The following is a 23,925-nucleotide window of genomic DNA, read 5'->3' on the forward strand; positions in this document are numbered from 1 at the left end:
GTTTGTGATAATCCAGGTCGTGCCGATTGCACTCCATGAAAAGGGCTGACTTCGAGAAATCGCCCAGCGGTCGCCTCGTTGCAACCGATCGGGGACAATGGGCCTTCGTGCCTCACGATCTGCCGCCCGATCTCGATCTCGGCTTTTTGGCCGTGTCGGTGGCACGCGCATCGCAATTGCTCGGCGAATTGAACGGGATCGGCCGGACGCTCCCCGATCCGTACCTGCTGATCCGTCCGCTTCAGGTGCGGGAGGCTCTCACCTCTTCGAGCATGGAGGGGACCTTCACCACGGTCGATGACCTTCTCCTTCTGGAAGCCGGAGCGCCGGAGCGTGGAGGGAGCCCGAGCGACACGCGCGAAGTGAGCAACTACCGCGCGGCACTGTCGGCGGCGATCGAGAGCCTGCACCGCGTTCCGCTCTCACTGCGTACGTTGCGGGAGGCGCACTCGACGCTGCTATCGGGCGTGGCGCGCCATCGCGGCGCCAGAACCGAGCCGGGCGAGCTCAAGCGCAATCAGAACTTCATCGGCGCCTACGAGATCGAGAAGGCCCGCTTCATCCCACCACCGCCGGCCGAGGCGCGAACCGCCCTCGAAGCCCTCGAACTCTATATCTAGCGTGACGAACGTGGCCCCGTCCCCGACATCGTGGACGCGGCCTTGATCCACTACCAGTTCGAGACCATCCACCCGTTCTCCGATGGAAACGGGCGCGTCGGGCGGATGCTGATCACGCTCCACCTCTACATGCGCGGCGTGATCCGCGAGCCGCTGCTTTATCTCAGTCCCGTCTTCGAGCGGCGCAAGGACGAGTACATCGACCGCATGTACGACGTGTCCCGCCACGGCGCTTGGGGGGCGTGGATCGCATTCTTCCTTGATGTCGTCTGCGAAGCCTGCGAAGCGACCATCGAGACGGCGGATGCGCTGCTCGCGCTCCAGGCGGACTACCGCGCCCGGCTGCGCGAGGCGGGGCGCTCGGCCAATCTCGTCGCCCTCCTCGACCAGCTGTTCCGGCGGCAGGTCGTCACGATCCCTCAGGTCGCGGAGCATCTGGACGTGCAGTACCGCTCCGCGCAGCTCAATGTAGATGCGCTCGTGCGCGTCGGCATCCTCGAAGAGATCGCCGGCACCGCGAACCCGAAGTACTTCATCGCCCGCGGCATCCGCGACATTATCAACCAAACACCCGGCCGCAATGCCTGACCTCCTGCTCGAACTCCTCTCCGAAGAAATCCCCGCGCGCATGCAGCGGCGTGCGGCCGAGGACCTGAAGCGGCTCGTCACCGATGCGCTGGTGGAGCGCGGCTTCCTTTACGAGGGCGCCAAGGCCTTCGCGACGCCGCGGCGGCTGGCGCTGCACGTGGCCGGGCTGCCTGCCCGCGGCGAGGCCGTGCGCGAGGAGCGGCGCGGCCCCCGGGTCGGTGCCCCCGAGGCCGCCGTGCAGGGCTTCCTCAAGAGTGCCGGGCTTGCAAGCCTCGATCAGGCCACCACCGTCACCGACCCGAAGAAGGGCGAATTCTACCTCGCGGTGATCGAGCGGCCCGGCCGCGAGACCCTCGACGTGCTGGCCGAGATCCTGCCGGGGATCATCAAGAACTTCCCCTGGCCGAAGTCGATGCGCTGGGGCGCGGCCTCGGCCCAGCCGGGTTCCCTGCGCTGGGTGCGCCCGCTGCAATCCATCGTGGCCACCTTCGGCCCCGAGACCGAGACGCCGGACGTGGTGCCCTTCTCGGTCGACGGCATCGCCGCCGGCACCACGACCCGCGGCCACCGCTTCCTGGCGCCCGAGCCGTTCGAGGTCCGCCGCTTCGACGATTACGTGCAGGCGCTCGGGCGCGCCCACGTGATCCTCGATGCCGACCGGCGCAAGGACATCATCCTGCACGACGCCCGCGACCTCGCCTTCGCCCGCGGCCTCGACCTCGTGGAGGACGAGGGCCTGCTGGAGGAGGTCGCCGGGCTGGTGGAGCGGCCCGTTGTGCTGATGGGCTCCTTCGAGGAGCGCTTCCTGGAGATCCCGGCCGAGGCGATCCGCGCGACGATCCGCGCCAACCAGAAGTGTTTCGTGCTGCGCAAATCCGGCTCGGAGGACTTGGCCCCGGCCTTCGTGCTGGTCTCGAATCTCGTCGCCTCGGACGGTGGTGCTGCGATCACCGCGGGCAACGAGCGCGTGGTGCGCGCCCGGCTCTCGGACGCGAAGTTCTTCTGGGAGACCGACAAGGCGACGAAGTTGGAGGACCGCCTCCCGAAGCTCGATTCGATCGTCTTCCACGAGAAGCTCGGCACGCAGGGCGAGCGCGTCGCCCGCATCGCCGCGCTGGCAAAAGACATCGCGCCGCTGGTGGGCGCCGACCCGGCTCTGGCCGAGCGCGCGGCGCGGCTCGCCAAGGCCGATCTCGTCACCGAGATGGTCGGCGAATTCCCCGAGCTTCAGGGCCTGATGGGCCGGAAATACGCGGCGCTCCAGGGCGAGCACGCCAGCGTCGCCGCGGCGATCGAGGAGCATTACAAGCCGCTCGGCCCGAGCGACCGCGTGCCGAGCGATCCGGTCTCGATCACCGTGGCACTCGCCGACAAGCTCGACACGTTGGTGGGCTTCTGGGCCATCGACGAGAAGCCGACGGGCAGCAAGGACCCGTATGCGCTGCGGCGGGCGGCGTTGGGGGTGATCCGCGCCGTGATCGAGCGGTCGCTCCGGCTGTCACTGGCCGCGCTGCTCGAGCGCGGCTTCGCGCAGGGCCATGGAGAACGCACCGCGGACCTCCTCGCCTTCTTCGCCGACCGCCTCAAGGTCTACCTCCGCGACCAGGGCGCCCGCCACGACCTGATCGATGCCGTCTTCGCCCTGCCCGGCCAGGACGATCTGCTGATGGTGGTCCGCCGGGTCGAGGCGCTGGGTGCGTTTCTCGCCACCGATGACGGCAGGAACCTGCTCGCGGGCTACAAGCGCGCGGCCAACATTTTGCGTATCGAGGAGAAGAAGGACGGGCGCGCCTACGACGCCGTCCCCGACGCCGCGCTCGCGGCCTCGGGGCAGCCGGAGGAGCGGGCTTTGGCCGAGGCGCTGGCCTCCGCGCGTCAGGAGGCTTCCGCTTCCGTGGCGGCGGAGGATTTTGCCGGGGCCATGCGGGCGCTGTCGCGGCTGCGGATGCCGGTGGACGCGTTCTTCGAAGGCGTCACCGTCAATGCCGACGACCCGGCCCTTCGCGAGAACCGGCTCCTCCTCCTCAACGCCCTGCGCGCCGCCACCCGCGAAGTGGCCGACTTCTCGCGCATCGAGGGCTGACGCGCGCGGGATCGCGGGGCGCCGCCCGCGCTTGCCCCGCGACGAGCGCCTGATCGCGAGAGCGGCTTCGGCGGCTCGTGCCGCAGCGTGCTTGGGTCGGCAGGCTTCGCAATGATTGCATTTAACTGTGTGAAATAACTTCAGGTTGTTACGCTCGCGGGTTCTGTGACAGTCGAACAGATACGCGAGCACTCCAGCCTCAGGTGGTGAGAGCGGCTGCAACATCACGCTCAAGCTGCCGTCTTGTTGCGAAACCGGTACAGTTTTTGCGATGGAAGTATGCTTTAAATTAGAGCGACTTCCCTCCCGTGCGGGTCGATGTCAGGTTTCGATCCCCTTGCCCTGATCGACGCCTGCTACGCGGCAGCGCTCGATCCCGATCAGTGGCCCGACGCGCTCGACGGGATCGCCGATGCCGTCGAGGCGCGCGGCACGGTGATCGTCTCGCACGACCCAACGCGCACGGCGCAGACGCTGGCTTCCACCCGGCTCGCCGAGGTGAACCACGATTACAGCGTTGGCGGTTGGTGGCAGCACGACACGCGCATTCGCCTCGGGCGGGAGCGCGGACTCCTGAGACCGGGCACCATCACCGTCGACGAGATGTATGTCGCGCCCGAGCTGAAGCGCACCGACCCGTTCTTCCAGCACTTCCTGACACGGCACGGCCTCGGCAATCTCTGCGGCTACATCGATGCCGACGCCGTCGACGGCCACACCCTCTCCTTCTCGACGCCGCGCGATGCCCGCAAGGGGGCGTTCGAGGGAAGCGAGGTCGACCGGCTGGCGCTCATCGGCCCGCACGTCATCCGCGCCTTCCGCCTGACCACGCTCGTCGGCGCGCTGCGCAGCGAGGCGAGCGGCTTCGCGTCCGCCCTGGAGCGGATGCGGGCGGGCCTCATCGCCCTCGACCGCCGGGGACGCGTCCGCTTCGTCAATCCCGCCGGGGAAGGGCTCAGCCTGGGCGTGCTCGCCCTGCGCACCGGCGAGGCGCCGAAATCCGCCGCGCCGGCTGATCGGGACCGTTTCGATCGATTTCTGGCCGCCGCTCTGCCGGAGCGGGGATGGCCGCAGCCGGCCTCGATCCTTCTGCGCCGCCGCGGCGGTCCCGTCTTCATCGAAGCGCTGCCCCTGCGCGGACCCGATCCGTTCGCGATCGGCGTCGCCGATCTCGAGGGCGGGGTGCTCCTGCTGCTCCGCGACCTGCTGGCGCCGGCCCATCGCCCGGTCGAGCCGCTGCTGGAGCAACTGGGCCTGACCCGGGCGGAGGCGCGGGTGGCGGCCCTGGTCGGGCGAGGCGCCGCGCCGCGGGCGGTGGTGGCGCAACTCGCGGTCGGCGAGAGCACCGTGCGCAGCCAGATCAGGGCGGTCTATGCCAAGCTCGCCCTGCGTCGCCAAAGCGAGCTGGCGGTGCTGATCACGCGCCTCGACGGCCTCTAAGGCCGCCTCCGCTCGTAAGGAACGGCGTGAGGCGGAATCCGACGCGCTCAACCGCAGGCCGTCTGAGGCCCGGGCGTCACGCCTTCGGTTCGTCCCGGCGCTGGCGCAGTTCGGGCACCGACTGGCCCGCCGGGGGCGCGGCCACGATCTGGTTCTCGGAGCGGCTCGAATCCACGAACAGCCGCACCTCGCCCTCGCGCACGCCGAGGCTGCGCAGGGCGTAGGTCATCATGCCCAGCGCCAGTTCGCGCTCGGCCATGAGCACGAGGCCGACGCCGTCCTCCTCCAGCCGGCGCCGCTCGGCCTCGCTGTGGGTGCGCACGACGCTGTCGATGCCGGGATTGGCCGCGCGGGCCTTGGCGAGCAGCCTCCGCCCCTGGTGCGAATCGGGCGTGGCCAGCACGACGAGGCGGGCCGAGCCGATATCGGCGGCTTCCAGGATGCCGGGGGCGGAGGCGTCGCCGAACACCGCCGGCACGCCCTGCGCCCGCAGATCCTCGACCCGGCGCCGGTCGCGCTCCACCACCACGAAGGGCAGGTTCCAGTCGTGCAGCGCCTTGCCGATGGCGCTGCCGACCCGGCCGTAGCCGACGATGACCGCGTGATCGCGCATGCCCTCGCCGCTGGTGCTCATGGACAGCGGCGCCGCTGCCCGCCGCTCCAGGCGGCGGCGCCATTCCGGCCGTTCGCCGAGGTAGAGCGAGACCCGGTCGGCCAGGGCGAAGAACAGCGGATTGAGGGTGATCGACAGGAGCGCACCGCCCAGGATCAGGTCGCGGCCGGATTCCGGCAGAAGCTTCAGGGAGATGCCGAGGGAGGCCAGGATGAACGAGAACTCGCCGATCTGCGCCAGGCTCGCGGCGATGGTGAGCGCGGTGCCCACCGGATGGCCGAAGGCGAGCACGATGGCGATGGCCCCGAGCGATTTGCCGAGGACGATGACGCCGACCACGCCGAGGATCGCCAGCGGCTCGCGCAGGACGATACCCGGATCGAACAGCATGCCGACCGAGACGAAGAACAGCACCGCGAAGGCGTCCTGCAGGGGCAAGGAGTCCGCCGCCGCCTGATGGCTGAGGTCGGATTCGGACAGCACCATGCCGGCGAAGAAGGCACCGAGCGCGAAGGACACGCCGAACAGTTCGGAGGAGGCGTAGGCGATGCCGACGGCACTGGCCAGCACCGCCAGGGTGAACAGCTCCCGCGAGCCGGTGCGGGCGGCGAGCCCCATCAGGTAGGGTACGACGCGCCGTCCCCCGACCAGCATGATCGCCACGAACACGCTGACCTTGGCCAGCGTCAGACCCAGGCTCAGCCACAGACTTTGCGCCGCCGCGCCGTGATGGGCGTCGCCCCCGGCCGCCTCCCCGCCGAGCGAGGGCGCGAGTGCCGGCAGCAGCACGAGGGCCAGCACCATGGCCAGATCCTCGACGATCAGCCAGCCGACCGCGATGCGGCCCTTGTCCGAATCGAGCAGGCCCCGCCCTTCGAGCGCCCGCAGCAGCACGACGGTGCTCGCCACCGAGAGCGCCAGGCCGAAGACCAAGCCTGCGCCCGCGCTCCAGCCGAAGGCCCAGGCCAGCCCCGCCCCCATGATCGTCGCGACGGCAATCTGCACGATGGCCCCCGGCAGGGCGATGGTGCGCACCGCCATCAGGTCCGCGATCGAGAAGTGCAGGCCGACGCCGAACATCAGCAGGATGACGCCGAGCTCGGCGAGCTGGCTCGCCAGCTCCGGATCACCCACGAAGCCGGGTGTGAAGGGACCGATGGCGATGCCGGCCACGAGGTAGCCGACGAGCGGCGGCAACCGCAGTTTCTGGGCCAGCATGCCGCCGACGAAGGCGCTGACCATGCCCAGCGCGATGATCGAAATGAGTCCCGTGGCGTGCGGCAACGCGGTCCAACCCTCACGGGGCGCGAACCGGCCCCGGGGGTCAGTTAAGGCAAATCACGGTCCCGTGTCCGCAGCCGAGACGCTGCCGATCCACGCTTGTCTCGAAAACCTCAGGCTTTCATGCGGACATAGGAGCCCGGTGCCGGTTCGAGCGCGGGCAGCCCCCCCGCGCCGGGGATGCGGGCGGGCACGCGCTCGGGCGCCTGCTCTTCGAGCCACTTGGCCCAGTAGGGCCACCACGAGCCCTCGTGCTCGGTCGCCCGCTCCACCCATTCCTCGAACCGTCCCTTGGCCGGTCCGCCGGTGCGGAAGCCGTACTTCGCCTTCTTGCCCGGCGGGTTCACGACGCCCGCGATGTGGCCCGAACCCGCCAGCACGTAATCGACCGGGCCGCCGAACTTCTTCGAGCCCTCGAACACCGACAGCGCCGGGGCGATGTGGTCCTCGCGGGTGGCGAGGTTGAAGACGGGGATCTTCACCTTCTTCATGTCGAGGCGCACGTTGCCGATCACCATCTGCCCCTTCGAGAGGGTGTTGTTGAGGTAGCAATTGCGCAGGTAGAACGAGTGGTTGGCCGCCGGCATGCGCGTGGCGTCGGCGTTCCAGTAGAGCAGGTCGAAGGCCTGCGGAGCCTTGCCGCGCACGTAGTTGTTGACGACGTAGGACCAGATCAGGTCGTTCGGGCGCAGCATGTTGAAGGCGTTGGACATGCGCGAGCCGTCCAGATAGCCGCGCTCGGCCATCCGTGACTCGATCCCCTTGATCTGATTCTCGTCGGCGAAGACCTTGAGATCGCCCGCATGGGTGAAGTCGACCTGCGTCGTCAGGAAGGTCGCGCTCTGGATGCGCCGGTTGCCGGTGGCGGCCTGATAGGCCAGCGTGACGGCGAGCAGCGTGCCGCCGACGCAGTAGCCCGCCGCCGCGACCTCGGTCTCCCCGGTGGCGACGCCGATCATGTCGATGGCGGTCTCGATGCCCTCGCGCATGTAGGATTCGAAATCCTTGTCGCGGTGGCGCTCATCCGGATTCACCCAGGAGATCACGAACACCGTGATGCCCTGCGAGACCATCCAGCCGATGAAGCTCTTCTGCGGGTTGAGATCGAGGATGTAATACTTGTTGATCCAGGGCGGCACGATCAGCAGCGGGCGCTTGAGCACCGTTTCGGTCGTGGGCGTGTACTGGATCAACTCCATCAGGTCGTTGCGGAAGATGACCTCGCCGGGGGTCACCGCCACGTCCTTGCCGAAGGTGAAGGCGGTGATGTCGGTCTGGCGCACCCGGAGCTGGCCGGCACCGGCCTCCAGATCCTCCTGCAGCATCTTCATGCCGCGCATCAGGTTGGCGCCGCCCTCCTCCAGCGTCTGGCGCAGGAGTTCGGGGTTCGTCATCACGAAGTTCGAGGGCGAGTAGGCCGAGAGCAGCTGGCGCAGGTAGAACTCGGCCTTGTGCCGGGTGTGCTCGTCGATGCCGTCCGCCGTCTCGACCATCTCCTCCGCCCAACGGCCGAGGATCAGGTAGCTCTGCTTGATGACGTCGAAGATCGGGTTCGCGGACCAGTCGGCATGAGCGAAGCGCTTGTCCTTGGCCTCGGGCTGCACGACCGGAACCGGAGCGGCGCCCTGCATGCGGGTCAGGGTCGAGGCCCAGAGTGCGGCGAAGGACTGGCTGAGCTTGGTCTGGGCCTGGAGCGCCTTCTCGGGATCCTTCAGCCACGTCTCCGCCACCCGGGTCAGGGTGCGGGTCATCTCGTCGATCTCGTCGGAGCCCTGCAGCTTCGGCCCCGGGAGTTGGACACCCGCCTGCTCGAACGGCTTCAAGGAGGCAGCCGCCGATTGCCGGAACACCTCCGCGAGCTGATTCGCGTTTCGCGCAATCGTCTCGAAATCCGGCACTGCCGGGTTCGTCTGCTCCGTCGCCACGCGACCTGTCCTCCCGGCATCGGCCCGCTTCCCGCCCCACGCGGCGGCCCGAGCCTCGTTTCCGACAAATTAACGCTCCACCTCGCAGATGTCGCCCGCCCAAGGCTCCATTTCCAGACCGTTGTCATGTTCTTGAGCCGCACCCTCCGCGCCGCAGCCCTGGCCCTGCCGGTCTTCGCTGCCGCCGCGTCGGCCGGCGGCTGCTCCAGCGACGTGAATCCCCTCAAGGCCGCCTTCACCGGCGCCGATTCCCGGCCGGTGACGGCACCGGATTTCGTCGCCGGCTCGCGTCGGAGCGACGCGGACTACATGCCGGTCGGAGAATCGGCGCCCCGGCGCACGATCCGCGCCCGCAACGCGGCCGGCCAGAGCGCGCTCGAAGCGGAGCTGGAGGGGGCGCGCAACCGCAACCAGGCCAAGGGCCGGGCGGCGGAAGGCGCGGCCAAGGACGCCGCCAAGGGGCTCGCACCCAACCCGGTGCAGTAGGTCCCGGCAGTTCTCGCGCCGGGCATGCAGAATCGGGGTCGGCGCGCGGGCGCGTCGATGGTAAACAGACCGACTCCTCACCGCCGTCGACGCTTGCGGGAGGATCAGTTCCGCGACACCGGACAGAACGACGCCATGACCGATTTCCACCGCATCAAGCGCTTGCCCCCCTACGTCTTCGAGCAGGTGAACCGGATCAAGGCCGCAGCCCGAGCCCGGGGCGCCGACATCATCGACCTCGGCATGGGCAATCCCGACCTCGACGCGCCGCGCCACGTCATCGAGAAGCTCGTCGAGACCGCCGGCAAGCCGCGCACCGACCGTTACTCCGCCTCGAAGGGCATCGCCGGCCTGCGCCGCGCCCAGGCCGGCTACTATCAGCGCCGCTTCGGCGTCAGCCTCAATCCCGAGACCCAGGTGGTGGCCACGCTCGGCTCGAAGGAGGGTTTCGCCAACATGGCCCAGGCGATCACGGCGCCGGGCGACGTGGTGCTGGTGCCCAACCCGAGCTACCCGATCCACGCCTTCGGCTTCCTCATGGCGGGCGGCGTGATCCGCTCCGTGCCGGCCGAGCCGACCCCGGCCATGTTCCCGGCGCTCGAGAAGGCGGTCGTCCACTCGATCCCCAAGCCCGTGGCGCTCGTCGTCTGCTATCCCTCGAATCCGACCGCCTACGTCGCCAGCCTCGACTTTTACCGGGATCTCGTCGCCTTCGCGAAGAAGCACGAGCTGATCCTGCTCTCCGATCTGGCCTATGCCGAGGTCTATTTCGACGACAAGAACCCGCCGCCCTCCGTGCTGCAGGTGCCCGGCGCCATCGACTGCACGGTCGAGTTCACCTCGCTCTCGAAGACGTTCTCGATGGCGGGCTGGCGCATGGGCTTCGCGGTGGGCAACGAGCGGCTGCTCGCGGCGCTGACCCGGGTGAAGTCCTACCTCGATTACGGCGCCTTCACGCCGATCCAGGTCGCGGCCACCGCCGCCCTCAACGGGCCGGACGACTGCATCAAGGAGATGCGCGCGACCTACAAGAAGCGCCGCGACGCGTTGATCGAGTCCTTCGGCAAGGCCGGCTGGAAGCTGCCCGCCCCCGAGGCCTCGATGTTCGCCTGGGTGCCGATCCCGGAGAAGTTCCGGGAACTCGGCAGCCTCGAATTCTCCAAGCTGCTCCTCGAGAAGTCGGACGTGGCGGTCGCGCCGGGCATCGGCTTCGGCGAGCACGGCGACGAGTTCGTGCGCATCGCCCTCGTGGAGAACGAGCAGCGTATCCGGCAGGCCGCGCGCAACGTGCGCCGCTTCTTCGACAACGCCGACCGCACGCTCCACAACGTGGTGCCGATGCAGAAGGCGGTCTGAGAGAGCCCGGAACAAAGTCCGGCCGTTGTTGCGGCCGGGCGACAGGCGCGGGGCAATCGGCTCCGCGCCGGGCCGCGTGCGACCGGAGAAGCTTGTCAGCGGGGCGATCCGTCCGCAGGGTCGTCTTCCGTTCCGCCGCCGGGCCGTCCCGGTGGACGGACGTGTTTCGAGGAACCGCATGCGCCGCCTGAAGCTCTTCGCCGCCCTGGCGCTCGCCGGCGCCGCCGCCGGAGCCTGCGCGCCCCACCCGATCGTGGCCCGCGACCCCGTGCCCGCCCCCTCCCCCGAGGAGGCCTATTCCTGCAACTCGACCCCGCTCGTGCTGAACGCCTACAAGACGGACTGCACGCCGGTGGTGCGCGAGCCGCGCGCCGTCCTGCGCTCCAAGGGCTGAGGCCGGCGGATCGGGGGCGGGACGCCCGGCGTCTCCGCCCGTCAACGTTTCCTTGTCACGTCCCGGGGCTTGATCGCGCCTTCGAGACGCCCGCCAATGACGGAGTACGCGCTTGGCCGATGCCCGCCTTCTCTTCCTCGCCGCCTCGCTCGTCCTCGTGACGGGCGCCGCCGCCGCCCAGGGCCTGCGGGACCGCCCCTACGGCGAGGCCCGCGGCCCGATGGTCTACGAGGTCGATCCCGAGACCGGCCGCTTCGCCGGTCCGCCGATCAGCAAGGACGGTCAGGATCTGCGCGCCATCGGCGCCGTGCCCGTGCCGACGGTGATGAACGGCGGCGCCTTCGGCCCCACCGGCAACGACTATTTCGGCGAATTGCTGCTCGCCACGCCTCAGGGGCCGCGCCGGCCCTCCGACGGCTACGTGCTGGCACCCGCCTACCGGTCTCCGCCCTTGCGCTGAGGAGCGGCGCCTATCGACGGACTTGTCCGAAGGGCGCGGGGCAACCTGCGCCCTTCGGCGTTTCGGGCCCGGCCGCATTTTCGGCCGCGGGGCCAATTCAGCTTTGAAATATCGTATTGCATCGCAATTATTGCATTGCAGCAAACGAAAACTTGTCAGTATCGTGCATCTTGGCTGTTTCTAAGGTTGTAAACGGTCCGAAGCGTTTGCGCTGGTGGCGGAATTTTGGCAATCAAGTTCCGCTTCTCCAGGGAGGGCGCCTGATAACCCGAGCGGATCGTCCCGTGGCCATCCCGGCCAGGCTCGGCAACCACAATCAAAATCCAAGGACGCACGAATGACCGCACTCTTGCTGATCATCGTGGGCGGGCTGTGCGCCGTCGCCTACGGTGTTGTGACCATCCGTGACGTGATGCGCCGCGATGCGGGCACACAGCGCATGCAGGAGATCGCAGGCGCCATCGCCGAGGGGGCCCAGGCCTATCTCCGGCGCCAATACGCCACCATCGGCCTCGTCGGCCTCGTGCTCTTCGTCCTTCTGGCTTGGTTCCTCGGCATCAAGGTCGCCATCGGCTTCCTGATCGGTGCGGTGCTCTCGGGCGCGGCCGGCTTCATCGGCATGAACGTGTCGGTCCGCGCCAACGTCCGCACGGCGCAGGCCGCCACCCAGTCGCTCGGCGGCGGCCTGGAGGTCGCGTTCAAGTCCGGCGCCGTCACCGGCATGCTGGTGGCGGGCCTCGCGCTGCTGGGCGTCGCCCTCTACTACCTGTTCCTCACCCGCGGCGCCGGGCTGGCGCCGGGCAGCCGCGAAGTGATCGACGCGCTCGTGGCTTTGGGCTTCGGCGCCTCTCTGATCTCGATCTTCGCGCGGCTCGGCGGCGGCATCTTCACCAAGGGCGCCGATGTCGGCGGCGATCTCGTCGGCAAGGTCGAGGCCGGCATTCCCGAGGACGATCCGCGCAACCCCGCGACCATCGCCGACAACGTGGGCGACAACGTCGGCGACTGCGCCGGCATGGCCGCGGACCTGTTCGAAACCTACGCGGTGACGGTCGTCGCCACGATGGTGCTCGCCGCGATCTTCTTCGCGGGCAACGCGGCCGTGCTCGAAGCGATGATGATCTACCCGCTCGCCATCGGAGCGGCTTGCATCGTCACCTCGATCATTGGCACCTACGCGGTCAAGCTCGGTGCCAACCAGTCGATCATGGGCGCGCTCTACAAGGGCCTGATCGCGGCCGGCCTGCTCTCGATCGTGGCCATCGCGGGCGTCAACCTCGCCCTGTTCGGCGGGTTCTCGACCACCTTCACCACGAATACGGGCCTGACCTTCTCCTCGGGCGCGCTGTTCGGCTGCGCGGTGCTCGGCCTGCTCATCACGGCGCTGATCGTGGTCATCACCGAATACTACACCGGCACGAACTTCCGGCCGGTGAAGTCGATCGCCACCGCCTCCGTCACGGGCCACGGCACCAACGTGATCCAGGGGCTGGCGATCTCGCTCGAATCGACCGCGCTGCCCGCCCTTGTCATCGTGGCCGGTATCATCGCCACCTACGCGCTGGGTGGCCTGTTCGGCATCGCCATCGCCGTCACCGCGATGCTGGCGCTGGCCGGCTTCATCGTCGCCCTCGACGCCTTCGGCCCCGTCACCGACAACGCGGGCGGCATCGCCGAGATGGCCGGCCTGCCCGCCGACGTGCGCAAGGCGACCGACGCGCTCGACGCGGTGGGCAATACGACCAAGGCCGTCACGAAGGGCTACGCCATCGGCTCGGCGGGCCTCGGCGCGCTGGTGCTGTTCGCCGCCTACACCTCGGACCTGAACTACTTCATCGCCAATGCCAGCCCGACGCAGTACCGCTTCTTCCAGGGCGTCTCCGTCGATTTCTCACTCTCCAACCCCTACGTCGTGGTCGGCCTGCTGCTGGGCGGACTGATCCCGTTCCTGTTCGCGGGCATCGCCATGACGGCGGTGGGCCGCGCGGCCGGCGCGGTGGTCGAGGAGGTGCGCCGCCAGTTCCGGGCCAAGCCCGGTATCATGCAGGGCACCGACCGGCCGGATTACGGCCGCGCCGTCGACATGCTGACCCGGGCGGCGATCAAGGAGATGATCATCCCCTCGCTGCTGCCGGTGCTCTCGCCGATCGTGATCTTCTTCGTGATCCAGGCGATCGCCGGCAAGTCCCAGGCCTTTGCCACGGTGGGCGCCTCGCTGCTCGGCGTGATCCTCACCGGCCTCTACGTCGCGATCTCGATGACCTCGGGCGGCGGCGCCTGGGACAACGCCAAGAAGTACATCGAGGACGGGCATCACGGCGGCAAGGGCTCGGACGCCCACAAGGCGGCCGTGACCGGTGACACCGTCGGCGACCCCTACAAGGACACGGCGGGCCCCGCCGTGAACCCGGCGATCAAGATCACCAACATCATCGCCCTGCTGCTGCTCGCGGTTCTGGCCCACGCCTGATCCGAAAGCCCCATCGAAAAGAAGAGCCCGCCGCGGGGGACCGCGGCGGGCTCTTCTCGTTCGGGCTGCCCGGACAGGGCTCAGTCGCAGGTCTCCTTGGTGACCGTCTTGCGGTCGCCCATGTCGTTCTCCTTGGTCACCGACTTGGTGGAGCAGCCGCTCGTGGTGCTCTCGCGCCGCTCGACGGTGGTCGAGGAGGTGCTGGCAGGGCGATCCACCACGACCCGATCCGGCGCATCGCGCTCGATCACGGTGGTCTGGGCGCTGGCGCCGGACACACCGGCGAGCGTCAGGATCGCGGCGGCGGCGAGAAGGGACTTGCGCATGTCGTCCTCCGAAATGGTCAAAACTGCGCGAGTAACGGTGAACCAACCTGAACCGTTCCAGCGAATGTGAGAGCGCGATTTCGCTCCTCGCCCCTCTGCCAAAAGCGTATTCCGGCGAAAAGAACGAGGCATGGATCGCGGCGCGACGCCGATGCGGCGCGGGAAAACGCTCGCGCGGGGCCCCGGTTCGCCGTCTCGGAGACGCTTCCCCAATTCGGATGCCAAGGGCTTTCTCGGCAGCATGAAGCAGCTCGAGGCCGGCACGCGGGTGCCGGAGGGGGTGAAGGCCGCGGTCTCGCAGGCCGCCCGCGCCCTCGACAGGTCGGTGAAGGGCGAAAGTTCACCGCTTCTCGACTTCTTCGGGCACGTGTCGCACCATCCGCCGGCCGAGCCCTACTCTTCCCAGGCCGCACTCCGCGACGGCGATCACGTCGCCAAGCTCGGCGCCTTCCCGGCCAGCACGGCGCAGGCGGCTTTGGCCGACCAGCGGCTCGACACCTCGGACGAGGACGGCACCGTCTTCCGGCAGGCCGTGCTGCGCTATCTGGACGGCCGGGAGGCGAGGTTCGAGGTCCGCGTCCCGCTCTGCCTGAACCTCGACGACGACAGCCTCGCGGCGCATCGCCCGTCCTGTTCGCTGATGCGGGCGCGGCTCGAGACCGATCAGGCGCTCTCCCGCTTGCCCTAACAAGTGCAACCGCGTGCCGGAGGCGGGGCCGACCTCGATCGACCAAGTCCCGGCCTGAGTGGGGCACCGACGCGCTCGTGCAAACGGTTTCGTGAAGGACCTCGGCCGGATCGGCCGGGGTTCAGCGGACGAACGCCCCGCATCCGACCGAGATCGCCCGACCATGCCGAGACTGTCCCACACCCTCGCCGCGGCCCTGCTGGCCGGCACGCTGGCCGGTCCCCTCCCCGCTGCGGCGCAAGGGGCCGGCTCTGCGCTCTCCAAGGTGGCGAGCTTCGAGCATCAGGTCACCGGCGTGACGGTGGCCCGCGACGGGCGCATCTTCGTCAACTTTCCCCGCTGGAGCGAGGATGCCCCGGTCTCGGTGGCCGAGCTGAAGGACGGCAAGCCGGTCCCCTACCCGGACGCGGAGTGGAATTCCTGGCGCAACGCCAAGAAGGACGCGATCGACCCCAAGAACCACTTCGTCTGCGTCCAGAGCGTGGTGGCCGACGGGCAGGACCGGCTCTGGGTGGTGGACGCCGCCGCCCCGGCCATGGCGCACGTGGTCAAGGACGGGCCCAAGCTCGTCGGCATCGACCTGAAGACCAATCAGGTCGTCAAGACGATCCCCTTCGACACCAGCACCGTGATGCAGGCCTCCTACCTCAACGACGTGCGGATCTCGCCCGACGGCAAGACCGCCTACCTCACCGATTCCGGCGCCGAGGGCGCGCTGATCGTGGTCGATCTCGACAGCGGCTCGGCCAAGCGCATCCTCTCGGGCGATCCCTCGACCATGCCCGACAAATCCGTGACCGTGACCTATGACGGCAAGCCGCTGCGCCGGCCCGACGGGCGCGGCGTGGAATTCTCCGCCGACGGCATCGCGCTCTCGAACGACGGCAAGACGCTCTACTGGCAAGCGATCAAGGGCAAGACGCTCTACAGCCTGCCGACCGACGCGCTCACCGGCTGGGCCGCCGCCTCGGTCGTGCCCGACACGCTCACCGACAAGAGCCTGTCCGGCAAGGTGACCAAGGTGGGCGAGAACGGCGTCGCCGACGGCCTGCTGATCGCGAAGCGAGACGGGCGGATGTACGTGACCTCGCCGCAGGACAATGCGGTGAAGGTGCGCGACCTCGCAGCCGGCAAGGACGGGCTCACCACCCTCGTGCAGGATCCGAACCTGCGCTGGCCGGACACCTTCAGCGAGGGGCCGGACGGGACGATCTACGTCACCACCTCGCACATCCAGGATTCGGCCGACTACAAGCCCGGCGCGCCGGTCAGCCTGCCGACGGAATTGTGGGCGATCAAGCCGTCGGCCTCCGCGGCCACCGGCTCGACCGGCACTGCACCCGCCCGCTGAGGGCACCGCGCACCGTCACCGCTTCGCCTCGCCATGACGGCAGGCGTCCCAAGCGTAAGGGTTTTCCGCGCCCCGTCGTCGGGCGCGGAGACGGTCAGCCGTCCTGCAGCGCGGCCGTCGCGCGGGCCTCGATCAACCGGACCCGCAGCGGCTGCGCCCGCCCGGTGAGCGTCACCTCGTGCAGGTCCCCGGCGGACAGGCCGGCGGCGGCGTAGACGGCCTCCGAGATCACGGCGACCTTGCCCATCGCCTTCGTCAGTCCCTCCAGCCGCGCGGCCACGTTGACCGTGTCGCCGAGCACCGTGAAGCGGGACTCGGCCTCGTCGCCCATCTCGCCGACGATGGCCGTGCCGGCATGCAGGCCGATACCGTAGCGCAGCCGCTCGCCGAGATCGGCGGCAAGCGTTCGGTTGAGCTGCTCCACCTGCTCCGCGATCCCATCCACCGCCGCCAGCGCCGCGCGGGCCGCCGTCTTCGGATCGCCGTCGAGGCCGAAGATCGCCATCAGTCCGTCGCCGAGATGCTGGTTCACCGATCCGCCCGCCTCGCGCACGCCCCGGCCGACCGCGCCGAGGAAGCGGCCGATCACGAAGACCGTGTCGTAGGGCAGCCGCTCCTCCGCCAGCCGGGTCGAGCCGCGCAGGTCCGCGAACAACACGACGACGAAGCGCTCCTCCCCGGTCGCGGCCCGCTCCGTGTCGTGGCTCGGGGCGTTGCGGGCCTGCGGGGTGAAGAGCGGCGCGACGGTCAGGTCGCGGTCTGGCCGGAGCTGGCAGGCCAGCCGGATGCCGGGGCTCGCGCCGATGCGGTCGAGGACGAGGCGCTCCGCCCGCTCCGGTTCTGGCAGGAAGCGGCCCCGCTCGGCATCGACGACCCGGATGCGGCAGGTCGAGCAGCGCCCGCGTCCGCCGCAGACGCTGGCATGGGGCACCCGCCCCCGGCGACTCGCCTCCAGCACGTTGCTGCCGCGGGGCACCCGGACGATCCGCCCGTCGGGATAGGTGATGCGCACGAAACCGCCGCGGGTCTCGGCCAGGGTGCGCAGGCCGCGGGCCAGCACCACGAGGGCGAGCGCCGCCGCGTAGGCTTCCATCAGCCCGCGCCGCACGGCCGCCAAGCGCTCGCCCTGCGCGGGCAGACCGATATGGCCGGGCGCCAGGAACTCGGCCCGCCAGGCCGGATCGGCGGCAAGACGTGCGACGCTGCGCCCGCCCTGGACGCCGCCGAGCAGGGCGAGCACCGGAACGAGCACCGCGCCCGCGAGCAGCCAGGGCGCGGCGCGGGCGAAGCCGCGCTTCAGCCGGAGCCAGAAATAGAGCCCGAAGCAGCCGTGCAGCCAAGCGGCGACGAGCCCGGCCGCCAGCATCGCGCCCGAGCCGGGATTCGCGACCCAGGTGGCGTAGAGCACCTGCGGATAGCCGCGCTCGATCTCCTCCAGGCTCCAGGCCAAGCGCGTGCCGACGACGTGGCTGAGAAGCAGCACGGGTACGGCGAGCCCGAGCAAGAATTGCGCCGTCTCGACCGGGCGCAGGCGGAAGAAGCGCCGCTCGTAGAGGGCGTGCAGGCCCAGGACGAGATGCAGGAGAAGCGCTCCGTAGAGAAGCACCAGAGCGGGCTGCGTGCGCCAGAGCGCGACCTTGACGGCGAGCCCCGCCTCCATAGCCCCGAGCGAGACATTGCCGAGCGCGTGGGTGAGAAGGTGCGTGAGCACGTAGGCGAACAGCACGAGGCCGCTGAAGAGGCGAAGCTGCCGCGTGCTCGGGCGGGCGGAACGCAGCGCGCGCAAGAGGCCGGCCCCGCCCGGACGCGCTGCCTGCTCCAACACTCGCCCGGCTCCCGGTTCGAACTTCGCTCGCTACCCTCATAGCGCGGCGCGGGCCGGCGACGAAGCCGTCCGCCGTCCGCCAAAAAATCGCGCGCGGCATGTCACGTCCGGCGGAGGCGTCTCGTCATAGGGGGCGAGGCACCGGATGAGCCGGCTTCGGCCCGTCCCGCCGGATCGATGGAGACACCACCATGATCGGATCACGCCTGCGCGCCGCCGCACTCGCGACGCTGCTCACGGGCAGCGCTTCCGCCCACGAAGCGGGGGGCGAGCGCGCTTCCGCGCAACCCGAGGGCGAGGCCGCGACGATCGTGTTCGACCGCGCCCTGCCCAACGTGCCGGGCAAGAGCCTGCGGGCGGTGCTCGTCCGCTACGGGCCGGGGGGCGCCTCACCCGCGCATACGCACGCGCCGAGCGCCTTCATCTACGCAACCGTGCTGGAGGGGGCGATCCGCAGCCGCGTGAACGACGGGCCGGAGCGCGTCTACCGCGCGGGCGAGAGCTTCGCCGAGATGCCCGGCGACCGCCACGGGCTCAGCGCCAATGCGAGCGCCACCGAGCCGGCGCGCCTGCTCGCGGTCTTCGTCCTCGACACGAACGAGACCGTGCTCACCACGCCGATCCGCTGAAACGACGTCCGAAGCAACGTTCCGGAGAGACCCATGACACCGCGCGTCGAAAACCCCTACGACCATGCACCCGCCGCCATCAAAGCGATGATGGCGGTCGAGGCGAGCCTACGGCAGGGTGGGCTGGAACGCGGCCTGCTCGATCTGGTGAAGCTGCGCGCCTCGCAGATCAACGGCTGCGCCTATTGCATCGGCCTGCACGCCACCGAGGCCCGCCGCCACGGCGAGAGCGAAATGCGGATATACCTGCTCGATGCTTGGCGCGAGTCGAGCCTCTACACCCCGCGGGAGCAGGCCGCGCTCGCCTGGACCGAGGCACTGACGCGCCTGTCCGAGACGGGCGCGCCGGATGCCGACTACGCCAGGCTGCGTGAGGCTTACATGGAGGGCGAACAGGTGCAGCTCACGCTTCAGATCGGCGCCATCAACCTCTGGAACCGCTTGCAGGTCGGCCTGCGGGGCGTCCACGAACCGGACCCGTCGCGCGGTGCGGCCTGAGGACTCCGATCCGTTCGAGGCGGAGCGGGCCCGGCTCACCCGCCTCGCCTACCGCATGCTCGGATCGGTCGCCGAGGCGGAGGACGTGGTCCAGAGCGCGTGGCTGCGCTGGCAGGCGGCCGACCGCGCCTCGGTCAGCGTGCCGGGCGCGTTCCTGTCGCGGATCGTCACGCGGCTCTGCCTCGATGCGATGAAATCGGCCCGAGCCCGGCGGGAGCTCTATGTCGGGGCGTGGTTGCCCGAGCCCTATCTCGAGATGGCCGAGGAGGTGTCGGACGATGACGACCTCACCCTGACGCTGATGATGGCCCTGGAGCGGCTCTCGCCCTTGGAGCGGGCCGCCTTCCTCTTGCACGACGTGTTCGGCGTGCCCCTCGACGAGGTAGCGGCGACCCTGGGGCGGGAGGCGCCGGCGATCCGCCAACTCGCGGTGCGGGCGCGCCGGCATGTCCGGGCCGAGCGCCCGCGCTATCGCCTCGGCCCCGAGGAGGGTGAGCGCATCGCGCGGGCCTTCTTCGCTGCCGCGCAGAGCGGCGACGTCGCCGCCCTGCGCGGGCGCCTCTCCGACGACGTCACGATCCGGGCGGATGGCGGCGGCAAGGTGCTCGCCGTCCTCAATCCCATCGCGGGGATCGAGCGGGTCCTGCGCCTCTTCGCCGGGCTCGCCCGCAAATATGCCGACGCCCCCGCTGCCTTTCTCAGGCCGGTGCGGGTGGACGGCCTGCCGGGCTATGTCAGCCTGGAGCGCGGCGGCGTGCTTCAGGTCACCGCCCTCGACATCCGCGATGGGCGGGTCGCGGGCATCTACATCACCCGCAATCCCGACAAGCTCCGCCACGTCGCCGGTCCCCCCGACGCGCCGACGGCCGCCTGAGGACGGCTCCGCCGCTTCAGCTCGGGGACGCCAGGACCTCTTCCAGGGTGACGAGACGGCCGGCTTCTCCGAACCGCCGCAGCAGGGACGATTGGCGGAAGCGCGGATCGCCGGTCACCTCCATGCCGAGCCAGAGCGGGCGCTCGAAGGCCTCGGCCTCGTGTTCCAGCTCGACCTCCGCCAGGATCAGCCCGGCGAGGCTGCCGCCGTAGACGTCGATCTCCCAGACATGTCCGGCATGGGGCACGCAGTGGCGCGTCTTCTCGATCAGGCAGGTGTCGCACACCAGACTCAGCATCGACTGCGCGTCGAGGCGCGGGATTTCGTACTCGAATTCCGGCCGGGACAGGCCGACGCGCGCGCCCTTGACGGTGATCCAGGCGCGCTCCTCATCGAGGCGCACTCGGACCTTGCCGGTCTCGAACTGCCCGATCAGGCCGTCGGTCAGGCAGTGCCGCCTCACCACGCCCGCCCGCCAGCCGTCGTCGGCCACTAGGAACTTCCGCTCGACCTCGAAACGCATCACGGAGCTACGACCTGAGCGGCGGGATGTTTCCCCGCCGCCCTTCAACCGCATCGGCTTAGGCAAGAAAAGGTTTACGCACTATCGAGTTCAGCGCAACACGGGGGTGCCGTGCGCGGACGGGTTCAGCGCCAGAACGGCTTGGTCTCGACGAGATCCTCGTGCGCCTCCGCGGCCGCCTCCAGGAGCTTGCGGCTGCGCGACTCGATGTCGGCGGCGGTCATCCCGGCCGCGAACAGGGTCGAGGCGCCGGCGGGTACGTCGGCCAATTCCCGCACCAATTCGTGCCCCGTGGCGATGTCGTTGAGCGCGCCGAGTTCGTCCTGCAGTTCCGACAGGGCCTTTCCGAAGGCGACGTGACGCTTGCGCGACTTCTTCTCCGGGTAGAGCGCAGCGAAGAACTCGGCACCGTAGCGCAGCTTCTTGGCGGCGATGCGGACCCGGTGGCGCTCCTCCGGCTCGAGCTCGTCGAGATGGCGCCCGCGCTTCTTCACCTGCCGCCGGCGCCGGTCGAGTTCACGCGCCGCGAAGACGCGGGCCGGCTCGTCGCGCAGCGAGGCGCGGCCCTTGCCCTCGTCCCGCAGCCAGGGGCCGGCATTGATCCAACTGACGAGGTCGAGCAGCAGCATCCGCCACTCGTCCGAACCCAGGAGGACATCGACGTCGCGGTAGGCCGCCAGGCGCTCTTCCTCCAACTGCCGCTCCAGACCGAGCAGGCCGACCTCGTCCGGGTGCCGTTCGCGCTCGGCGGGCAGGATCGTGGCCAGGAAGACGTCGAGGTTGCGCGCGCGACCCAGCGGCTCGGTGACCTCCTTCAACTCCGTACGGATCCGGGTGCCGAGAGGATCGTCCACGACGTCGCCGAACAGCGAGAAGGCGGAGCGCAGCCGGCGGATCGCGACGCGCATCTGGTGCAGGGCGTCGGCGTCGCGGCCCTTCAGCAGGATGGCTTCGTTCAGGCGCATGTGGCGCAGGCAGGCATGGGCGACCGCCCGGAAGGCCTCTGCCGCGCTCATGTCCTCGTGCAGGGGAACCGACTCGGCCTTGCGCACCCGGTCGATCTCGCCGGCGGCCAGGGCGTAGCCCCGCTCCGCCTTGCTGCGCACGCCGAGCCGTACGGGCACGAGGGTGGCGACGGCGTGGGCCAGCGCGAACAGGTCGCTCGCCGTGCCCTCCTTCAGTTCGAGTTCGACCTCGCAGATCGGCAGGATGCGGTCGCCGGCGGCGGGCGCCTCGATCCGGCCGGTATCGAGCGCGACCTCGATGCGCGAGGGACCCTGCTCGACGAGGTAGGTCCGGCGTTTGATCGCCGTCGTGAACAGCGGTTCGAGCTCCGCATCCTCGTCGATCAGGCGCGCGAAGGGCGTGTCGGCGAGCGCCGCGCGGTCGGGCTCGGGACCCTCCACAGGCTGCTCCCATTCCGGCCGGTCGAACAGGCCGTCGCCCTCGGCCTTCAGGGTCTGGACGAAGCGGCCGCCGACGCGGCGCACCCGCAGGCCGAGCTTGCCCGCCTGCAACTGCCGGTCGGGCGTGTCGAAATAGACCGAGCGGAGATCCGCCTCCTCCTGCGCGGACGCGTCGTGCAGGAGCGGATGGCCCTGAAGGGTGGCAAGGTCGGAGACCTCGCATTCCAGCTTCAGTTCGATCTCGCGCGGTTCGCTCATCCGTCCTCGTCCTGCTTCTTCGGCCTGTCCGCCTCGCGGCGCGGCCGGTCACCGGCCACGGTCAACGCCTGACACAACGCGGCGATGACGAGGATGGATCACGCATCGACGCGACGATCCGACGACAAGACGTGAAGGATGTCCAGCATCGAGGGCCGGTCGCGCGGATCGGCCCCGAGGCAGGCCCGCTCCAGCGCGCGCAGCGAGGCCAGCTCGGAGGGGTCGGCGCCGCAGCGTTCGAGCAATTCGCCGAGCAGGATACCCCAGCTGCGGGTCTCGACGCGTTGCCAGGCCGCGCCGTCCTCGCCGGACGGCAGACGGCAGGCCGCACCGAAATCGCTCAGGACCGCCTCACCTATGCGTCCGTCCCAAAGAGTGTTGTGGGCGTAGAGGTCGCCGTGGAGCAGGCCGCACCCGTGGAGATGGGCCGCCGCCCGCGCCACCGCGCGGGCGATGCGGCGGACCGCGTCGAGCGGCAGGGAAAGATCGCCCGCGTAGACGTCGCGGCTGCAGCTCTCCAGGCTCGGCGGACCCGCGAGCACACGCCAGCCGTCCGGGATCAGCGGCATGATCAGCCCGTCGGTCCCCTCGGGGTGCCCTTCCACCTGCCCCAAGGCCCCGGTGAGGTTGGGGTGCCGCCCGGCGGCGAGGCAGGCGGCCATCTCCCGCTCGGGCAGGCCGTCGCTGGTCATGCGGCCCTTGAACAGCTTCACGGCGACGGGCTGCTGCTCTCCGGCTCCGGCGCGCCAGAGCGCCCGGTGAATCCGGCCCGAGGCCCCCTCGCCCAACTGGGCCCCGAGTTCGAGTGCGTCCCAGGACACGCGCGGCACCCGGGTGGGCGCCGGCTCGCCTTCGAAGGGATTGCCCGCCCAGGCGATCCAGGCGAGCCGCGGCAGTCGCACGAGCCAGGGCGGCAGTGTTTCGAAGCGATTGGCGGACAGGCGCAGGAGTTCGAGCCGGTCCGCGCCCGCGAAGGTCGGCGGCAGGGCACGCAGCCGGTTTCCCGCCAGCATGAGCTTCTGCAGGTCGGGCCGCTCGCCGAGGGCGTCGGGCAGGTGCTCGATGCGGTTGTCGGTGAGCGTCAGCCAGCGCAGCTTCGGCGGCAGCGCCTCCGCGGGGACCTCGCGCAGGCCGGTCGCACGGAAGCCGACCTGGCTCAGGGAGGCGCAGTCCCCGAGGGCCGGCGGAAGCCGCTCGAAGCGGTTGCCCGAGCAGAACAGGACGCGCAACCGGTGCAGCCGGCCGAGATCGTCGGGCAATTCGGAGAGGCCGCAGCCGCTCAGATCGAGCCGTTCGAGTGTGTCGGCGAGGCCGAAGATCTCGGAGGGGAGTTCCCGCAGCGGGCCGTCGAAGCGCAGCTCCCGCGCTCCGGCGAGATCGCCCCGGCGGAGAGCGTCCAGAATGGGCGGCGAAGGGGCGTTCATGGTCGTCTCGTGCGGCCGTCAGTTCGGGATGGTTCGATCGCCGCCCGCCGGCAAGCGCCGTCGCCCCTCGGCCCGTCCCGACGAACTTGGAACATCAAGCGAACATCTCTAGGCTTCGCGTCCCATCGAGCGGTCTCATCGAGGCGGAGGATTCGACGTTGGAAGCGGTGCGGCGGGTCGGCGCCTACCTGCAGGTACAGGACGGGGACGGCTGTCGCCACCTGCTGCGCGTCTCCAGCGTGCAGGCGGTGAGCGACACCGACCTGATGCGCAACGAGACCTTCATCACCGCGGCGGGCCGCACGATCCGCGTGCCGCAGCCCCTCGACCAGATCGTGCCGCTGATCTCGCCGGGCGAGCGGCTGCCGGTCGAGGACGAGCCGGAGCCCTGGCCGTTCTGAACCGGG

22 protein-coding genes are annotated in these 23,925 nt (G+C 69.9%); 15 read left to right on the forward strand and 7 right to left on the reverse strand.

Going from position 1 to position 23,925, the window contains the following annotated elements:
* The first annotated feature begins 107 nt into the window (after positions 1-107).
* The 4 genes from BY998_RS00890 (at position 108) to BY998_RS00905 (ending at position 4,731) form a co-directional block, all read left to right on the forward strand.
* Positions 108-620, forward strand: a complete 513-nt coding sequence (locus BY998_RS00890) for a Fic/DOC family N-terminal domain-containing protein (RefSeq protein ID WP_181425400.1) — start codon at positions 108-110, stop codon at positions 618-620.
* A gap of 30 nt (positions 621-650) precedes the next feature.
* Complete coding sequence (locus tag BY998_RS00895) at positions 651-1,208, forward strand: Fic family protein (protein ID WP_146221739.1); 558 nt, start codon at positions 651-653, stop codon at positions 1,206-1,208.
* The gene (glyS, locus tag BY998_RS00900) at positions 1,201-3,291 is read left to right on the forward strand and encodes a glycine--tRNA ligase subunit beta (protein WP_110349735.1); all 2,091 of its coding nucleotides are present in this window, start codon (positions 1,201-1,203) and stop codon (positions 3,289-3,291) included. The genes BY998_RS00895 and glyS overlap by 8 nt, the downstream gene beginning before the upstream one ends.
* A 318-nt stretch (positions 3,292-3,609) precedes the next feature.
* On the forward strand, positions 3,610-4,731 hold the full coding sequence (locus BY998_RS00905) for a LuxR family transcriptional regulator (protein ID WP_110349736.1): 1,122 nt from the start codon (positions 3,610-3,612) through the stop codon (positions 4,729-4,731).
* Positions 4,732-4,807: 76 nt separating this feature from the next.
* Here the strand turns inward: BY998_RS00905 and ybaL are convergent, their stop codons facing one another.
* Both ybaL and phaC read right to left on the reverse strand, forming a co-directional pair.
* Positions 4,808-6,628 (reverse strand): YbaL family putative K(+) efflux transporter, encoded by a 1,821-nt coding sequence (gene ybaL / locus BY998_RS00910; protein ID WP_110349737.1) that lies wholly within the window; start codon positions 6,626-6,628, stop codon positions 4,808-4,810.
* Between the two features lie 110 nt (positions 6,629-6,738).
* Positions 6,739-8,550, reverse strand: a complete 1,812-nt coding sequence (phaC, locus tag BY998_RS00915) for a class I poly(R)-hydroxyalkanoic acid synthase (RefSeq protein WP_110349738.1) — start codon at positions 8,548-8,550, stop codon at positions 6,739-6,741.
* A gap of 126 nt (positions 8,551-8,676) precedes the next feature.
* Here phaC and BY998_RS00920 point away from each other — a divergent pair, with 126 nt between their 5' ends.
* From BY998_RS00920 to BY998_RS00940, 5 genes are all read left to right on the forward strand, one after another.
* On the forward strand, positions 8,677-9,036 hold the full coding sequence (locus tag BY998_RS00920; protein WP_110349739.1) for a hypothetical protein: 360 nt from the start codon (positions 8,677-8,679) through the stop codon (positions 9,034-9,036).
* Positions 9,037-9,171: 135 nt separating this feature from the next.
* Entirely contained in the window at positions 9,172-10,392 is a 1,221-nt protein-coding gene (locus tag BY998_RS00925) for an LL-diaminopimelate aminotransferase (RefSeq protein WP_110350232.1), read from the forward strand.
* 178 nt (positions 10,393-10,570) lie between these two features.
* Positions 10,571-10,786 carry a hypothetical protein gene (locus tag BY998_RS00930; RefSeq protein WP_110349740.1) on the forward strand — a complete coding sequence of 72 codons (216 nt, stop codon included), beginning with the start codon at positions 10,571-10,573 and terminating at the stop codon, positions 10,784-10,786.
* A 112-nt stretch (positions 10,787-10,898) separates the two neighbouring features.
* Positions 10,899-11,246 (forward strand): hypothetical protein, encoded by a 348-nt coding sequence (locus BY998_RS00935; protein WP_110349741.1) that lies wholly within the window; start codon positions 10,899-10,901, stop codon positions 11,244-11,246.
* A 337-nt stretch (positions 11,247-11,583) separates the two neighbouring features.
* Positions 11,584-13,716, forward strand: coding sequence for a sodium-translocating pyrophosphatase (locus BY998_RS00940; RefSeq protein WP_110349742.1), 2,133 nt, complete (start codon positions 11,584-11,586; stop codon positions 13,714-13,716).
* Positions 13,717-13,796: 80 nt separating this feature from the next.
* On the opposite strand, the gene BY998_RS00945 is transcribed toward BY998_RS00940, so the two are convergent.
* The gene (locus BY998_RS00945) at positions 13,797-14,042 is read right to left on the reverse strand and encodes a hypothetical protein (protein ID WP_110350233.1); all 246 of its coding nucleotides are present in this window, start codon (positions 14,040-14,042) and stop codon (positions 13,797-13,799) included.
* Positions 14,043-14,283: 241 nt separating this feature from the next.
* Between BY998_RS00945 and BY998_RS00950 the strand changes: the two genes are divergently transcribed.
* Both BY998_RS00950 and BY998_RS00955 read left to right on the forward strand, forming a co-directional pair.
* Positions 14,284-14,730, forward strand: a complete 447-nt coding sequence (locus BY998_RS00950; RefSeq protein ID WP_245421433.1) for a hypothetical protein — start codon at positions 14,284-14,286, stop codon at positions 14,728-14,730.
* A gap of 163 nt (positions 14,731-14,893) precedes the next feature.
* The gene (locus BY998_RS00955) at positions 14,894-16,081 is read left to right on the forward strand and encodes an L-dopachrome tautomerase-related protein (protein WP_110349743.1); all 1,188 of its coding nucleotides are present in this window, start codon (positions 14,894-14,896) and stop codon (positions 16,079-16,081) included.
* Between the two features lie 94 nt (positions 16,082-16,175).
* Here BY998_RS00955 and BY998_RS00960 read toward each other — a convergent pair whose 3' ends face one another.
* A complete protein-coding gene (locus BY998_RS00960) occupies positions 16,176-17,903 on the reverse strand; it encodes an adenylate/guanylate cyclase domain-containing protein (protein WP_110349744.1) in 1,728 nt (575 codons plus the stop codon).
* Between the two features lie 194 nt (positions 17,904-18,097).
* On the opposite strand from BY998_RS00960, the gene BY998_RS00965 reads away from it, so the two are divergent.
* Genes BY998_RS00965 through BY998_RS00975 form a run of 3 tightly spaced genes read left to right on the forward strand, consistent with a single transcriptional unit; the run spans position 18,098 to position 19,907 of the window.
* A complete protein-coding gene (locus BY998_RS00965; protein WP_110349745.1) occupies positions 18,098-18,535 on the forward strand; it encodes a cupin domain-containing protein in 438 nt (145 codons plus the stop codon).
* Between the two features lie 33 nt (positions 18,536-18,568).
* Positions 18,569-19,033: a carboxymuconolactone decarboxylase family protein gene (locus BY998_RS00970; protein ID WP_110349746.1), complete on the forward strand. Its 465-nt coding sequence runs from the start codon at positions 18,569-18,571 to the stop codon at positions 19,031-19,033.
* A complete protein-coding gene (locus BY998_RS00975) occupies positions 19,023-19,907 on the forward strand; it encodes a sigma-70 family RNA polymerase sigma factor (protein ID WP_110349747.1) in 885 nt (294 codons plus the stop codon). Before BY998_RS00970 ends, BY998_RS00975 begins: the two co-directional genes overlap by 11 nt.
* Before the next feature lie 16 nt (positions 19,908-19,923).
* On the opposite strand, the gene BY998_RS00980 is transcribed toward BY998_RS00975, so the two are convergent.
* The 3 genes from BY998_RS00980 to BY998_RS00990 all read right to left on the reverse strand — a co-directional run bounded on the left by BY998_RS00980 (position 19,924) and on the right by BY998_RS00990 (position 23,518).
* A complete protein-coding gene (locus BY998_RS00980; protein WP_110349748.1) occupies positions 19,924-20,430 on the reverse strand; it encodes a CYTH domain-containing protein in 507 nt (168 codons plus the stop codon).
* A 125-nt stretch (positions 20,431-20,555) separates the two neighbouring features.
* A complete protein-coding gene (locus BY998_RS00985) occupies positions 20,556-22,094 on the reverse strand; it encodes a CYTH and CHAD domain-containing protein (RefSeq protein WP_110349749.1) in 1,539 nt (512 codons plus the stop codon).
* A gap of 98 nt (positions 22,095-22,192) precedes the next feature.
* Positions 22,193-23,518: a leucine-rich repeat-containing protein kinase family protein gene (locus tag BY998_RS00990; RefSeq protein WP_110349750.1), complete on the reverse strand. Its 1,326-nt coding sequence runs from the start codon at positions 23,516-23,518 to the stop codon at positions 22,193-22,195.
* A 158-nt stretch (positions 23,519-23,676) separates the two neighbouring features.
* On the opposite strand from BY998_RS00990, the gene BY998_RS00995 reads away from it, so the two are divergent.
* The gene (locus tag BY998_RS00995) at positions 23,677-23,919 is read left to right on the forward strand and encodes a hypothetical protein (protein WP_110349751.1); all 243 of its coding nucleotides are present in this window, start codon (positions 23,677-23,679) and stop codon (positions 23,917-23,919) included.
* The last annotated feature ends 6 nt before the right edge of the window (positions 23,920-23,925 follow it).

The sequence above is a fragment of the Methylobacterium sp. B4 genome (assembly GCF_003201865.1).
Taxonomy (GTDB): Bacteria; Pseudomonadota; Alphaproteobacteria; order Rhizobiales; family Beijerinckiaceae; genus Methylobacterium.

What these genes read in the sequence shown, in the direction of transcription:
- BY998_RS00940 (WP_110349742.1), top strand. Translation starts at nt 11,584, where the DNA reads ATGACCGCACTCTTGCTGATCATCGTGGGCGGGCTGTGCGCCGTCGCC.
- BY998_RS00920 (WP_110349739.1), top strand. Translation starts at nt 8,677, where the DNA reads ATGTTCTTGAGCCGCACCCTCCGCGCCGCAGCCCTGGCCCTGCCGGTC.
- glyS (WP_110349735.1), top strand. Translation starts at nt 1,201, where the DNA reads ATGCCTGACCTCCTGCTCGAACTCCTCTCCGAAGAAATCCCCGCGCGC.
- BY998_RS00970 (WP_110349746.1), top strand. Translation starts at nt 18,569, where the DNA reads ATGACACCGCGCGTCGAAAACCCCTACGACCATGCACCCGCCGCCATC.
- BY998_RS00965 (WP_110349745.1), top strand. Translation starts at nt 18,098, where the DNA reads ATGATCGGATCACGCCTGCGCGCCGCCGCACTCGCGACGCTGCTCACG.
- BY998_RS00905 (WP_110349736.1), top strand. Translation starts at nt 3,610, where the DNA reads ATGTCAGGTTTCGATCCCCTTGCCCTGATCGACGCCTGCTACGCGGCA.
- BY998_RS00985 (WP_110349749.1), bottom strand. Translation starts at nt 22,094, where the DNA reads ATGAGCGAACCGCGCGAGATCGAACTGAAGCTGGAATGCGAGGTCTCC.
- BY998_RS00945 (WP_110350233.1), bottom strand. Translation starts at nt 14,042, where the DNA reads ATGCGCAAGTCCCTTCTCGCCGCCGCCGCGATCCTGACGCTCGCCGGT.
- BY998_RS00980 (WP_110349748.1), bottom strand. Translation starts at nt 20,430, where the DNA reads ATGCGTTTCGAGGTCGAGCGGAAGTTCCTAGTGGCCGACGACGGCTGG.
- BY998_RS00925 (WP_110350232.1), top strand. Translation starts at nt 9,172, where the DNA reads ATGACCGATTTCCACCGCATCAAGCGCTTGCCCCCCTACGTCTTCGAG.
- BY998_RS00930 (WP_110349740.1), top strand. Translation starts at nt 10,571, where the DNA reads ATGCGCCGCCTGAAGCTCTTCGCCGCCCTGGCGCTCGCCGGCGCCGCC.
- BY998_RS00955 (WP_110349743.1), top strand. Translation starts at nt 14,894, where the DNA reads ATGCCGAGACTGTCCCACACCCTCGCCGCGGCCCTGCTGGCCGGCACG.
- BY998_RS00950 (WP_245421433.1), top strand. Translation starts at nt 14,284, where the DNA reads ATGAAGCAGCTCGAGGCCGGCACGCGGGTGCCGGAGGGGGTGAAGGCC.
- BY998_RS00990 (WP_110349750.1), bottom strand. Translation starts at nt 23,518, where the DNA reads ATGAACGCCCCTTCGCCGCCCATTCTGGACGCTCTCCGCCGGGGCGAT.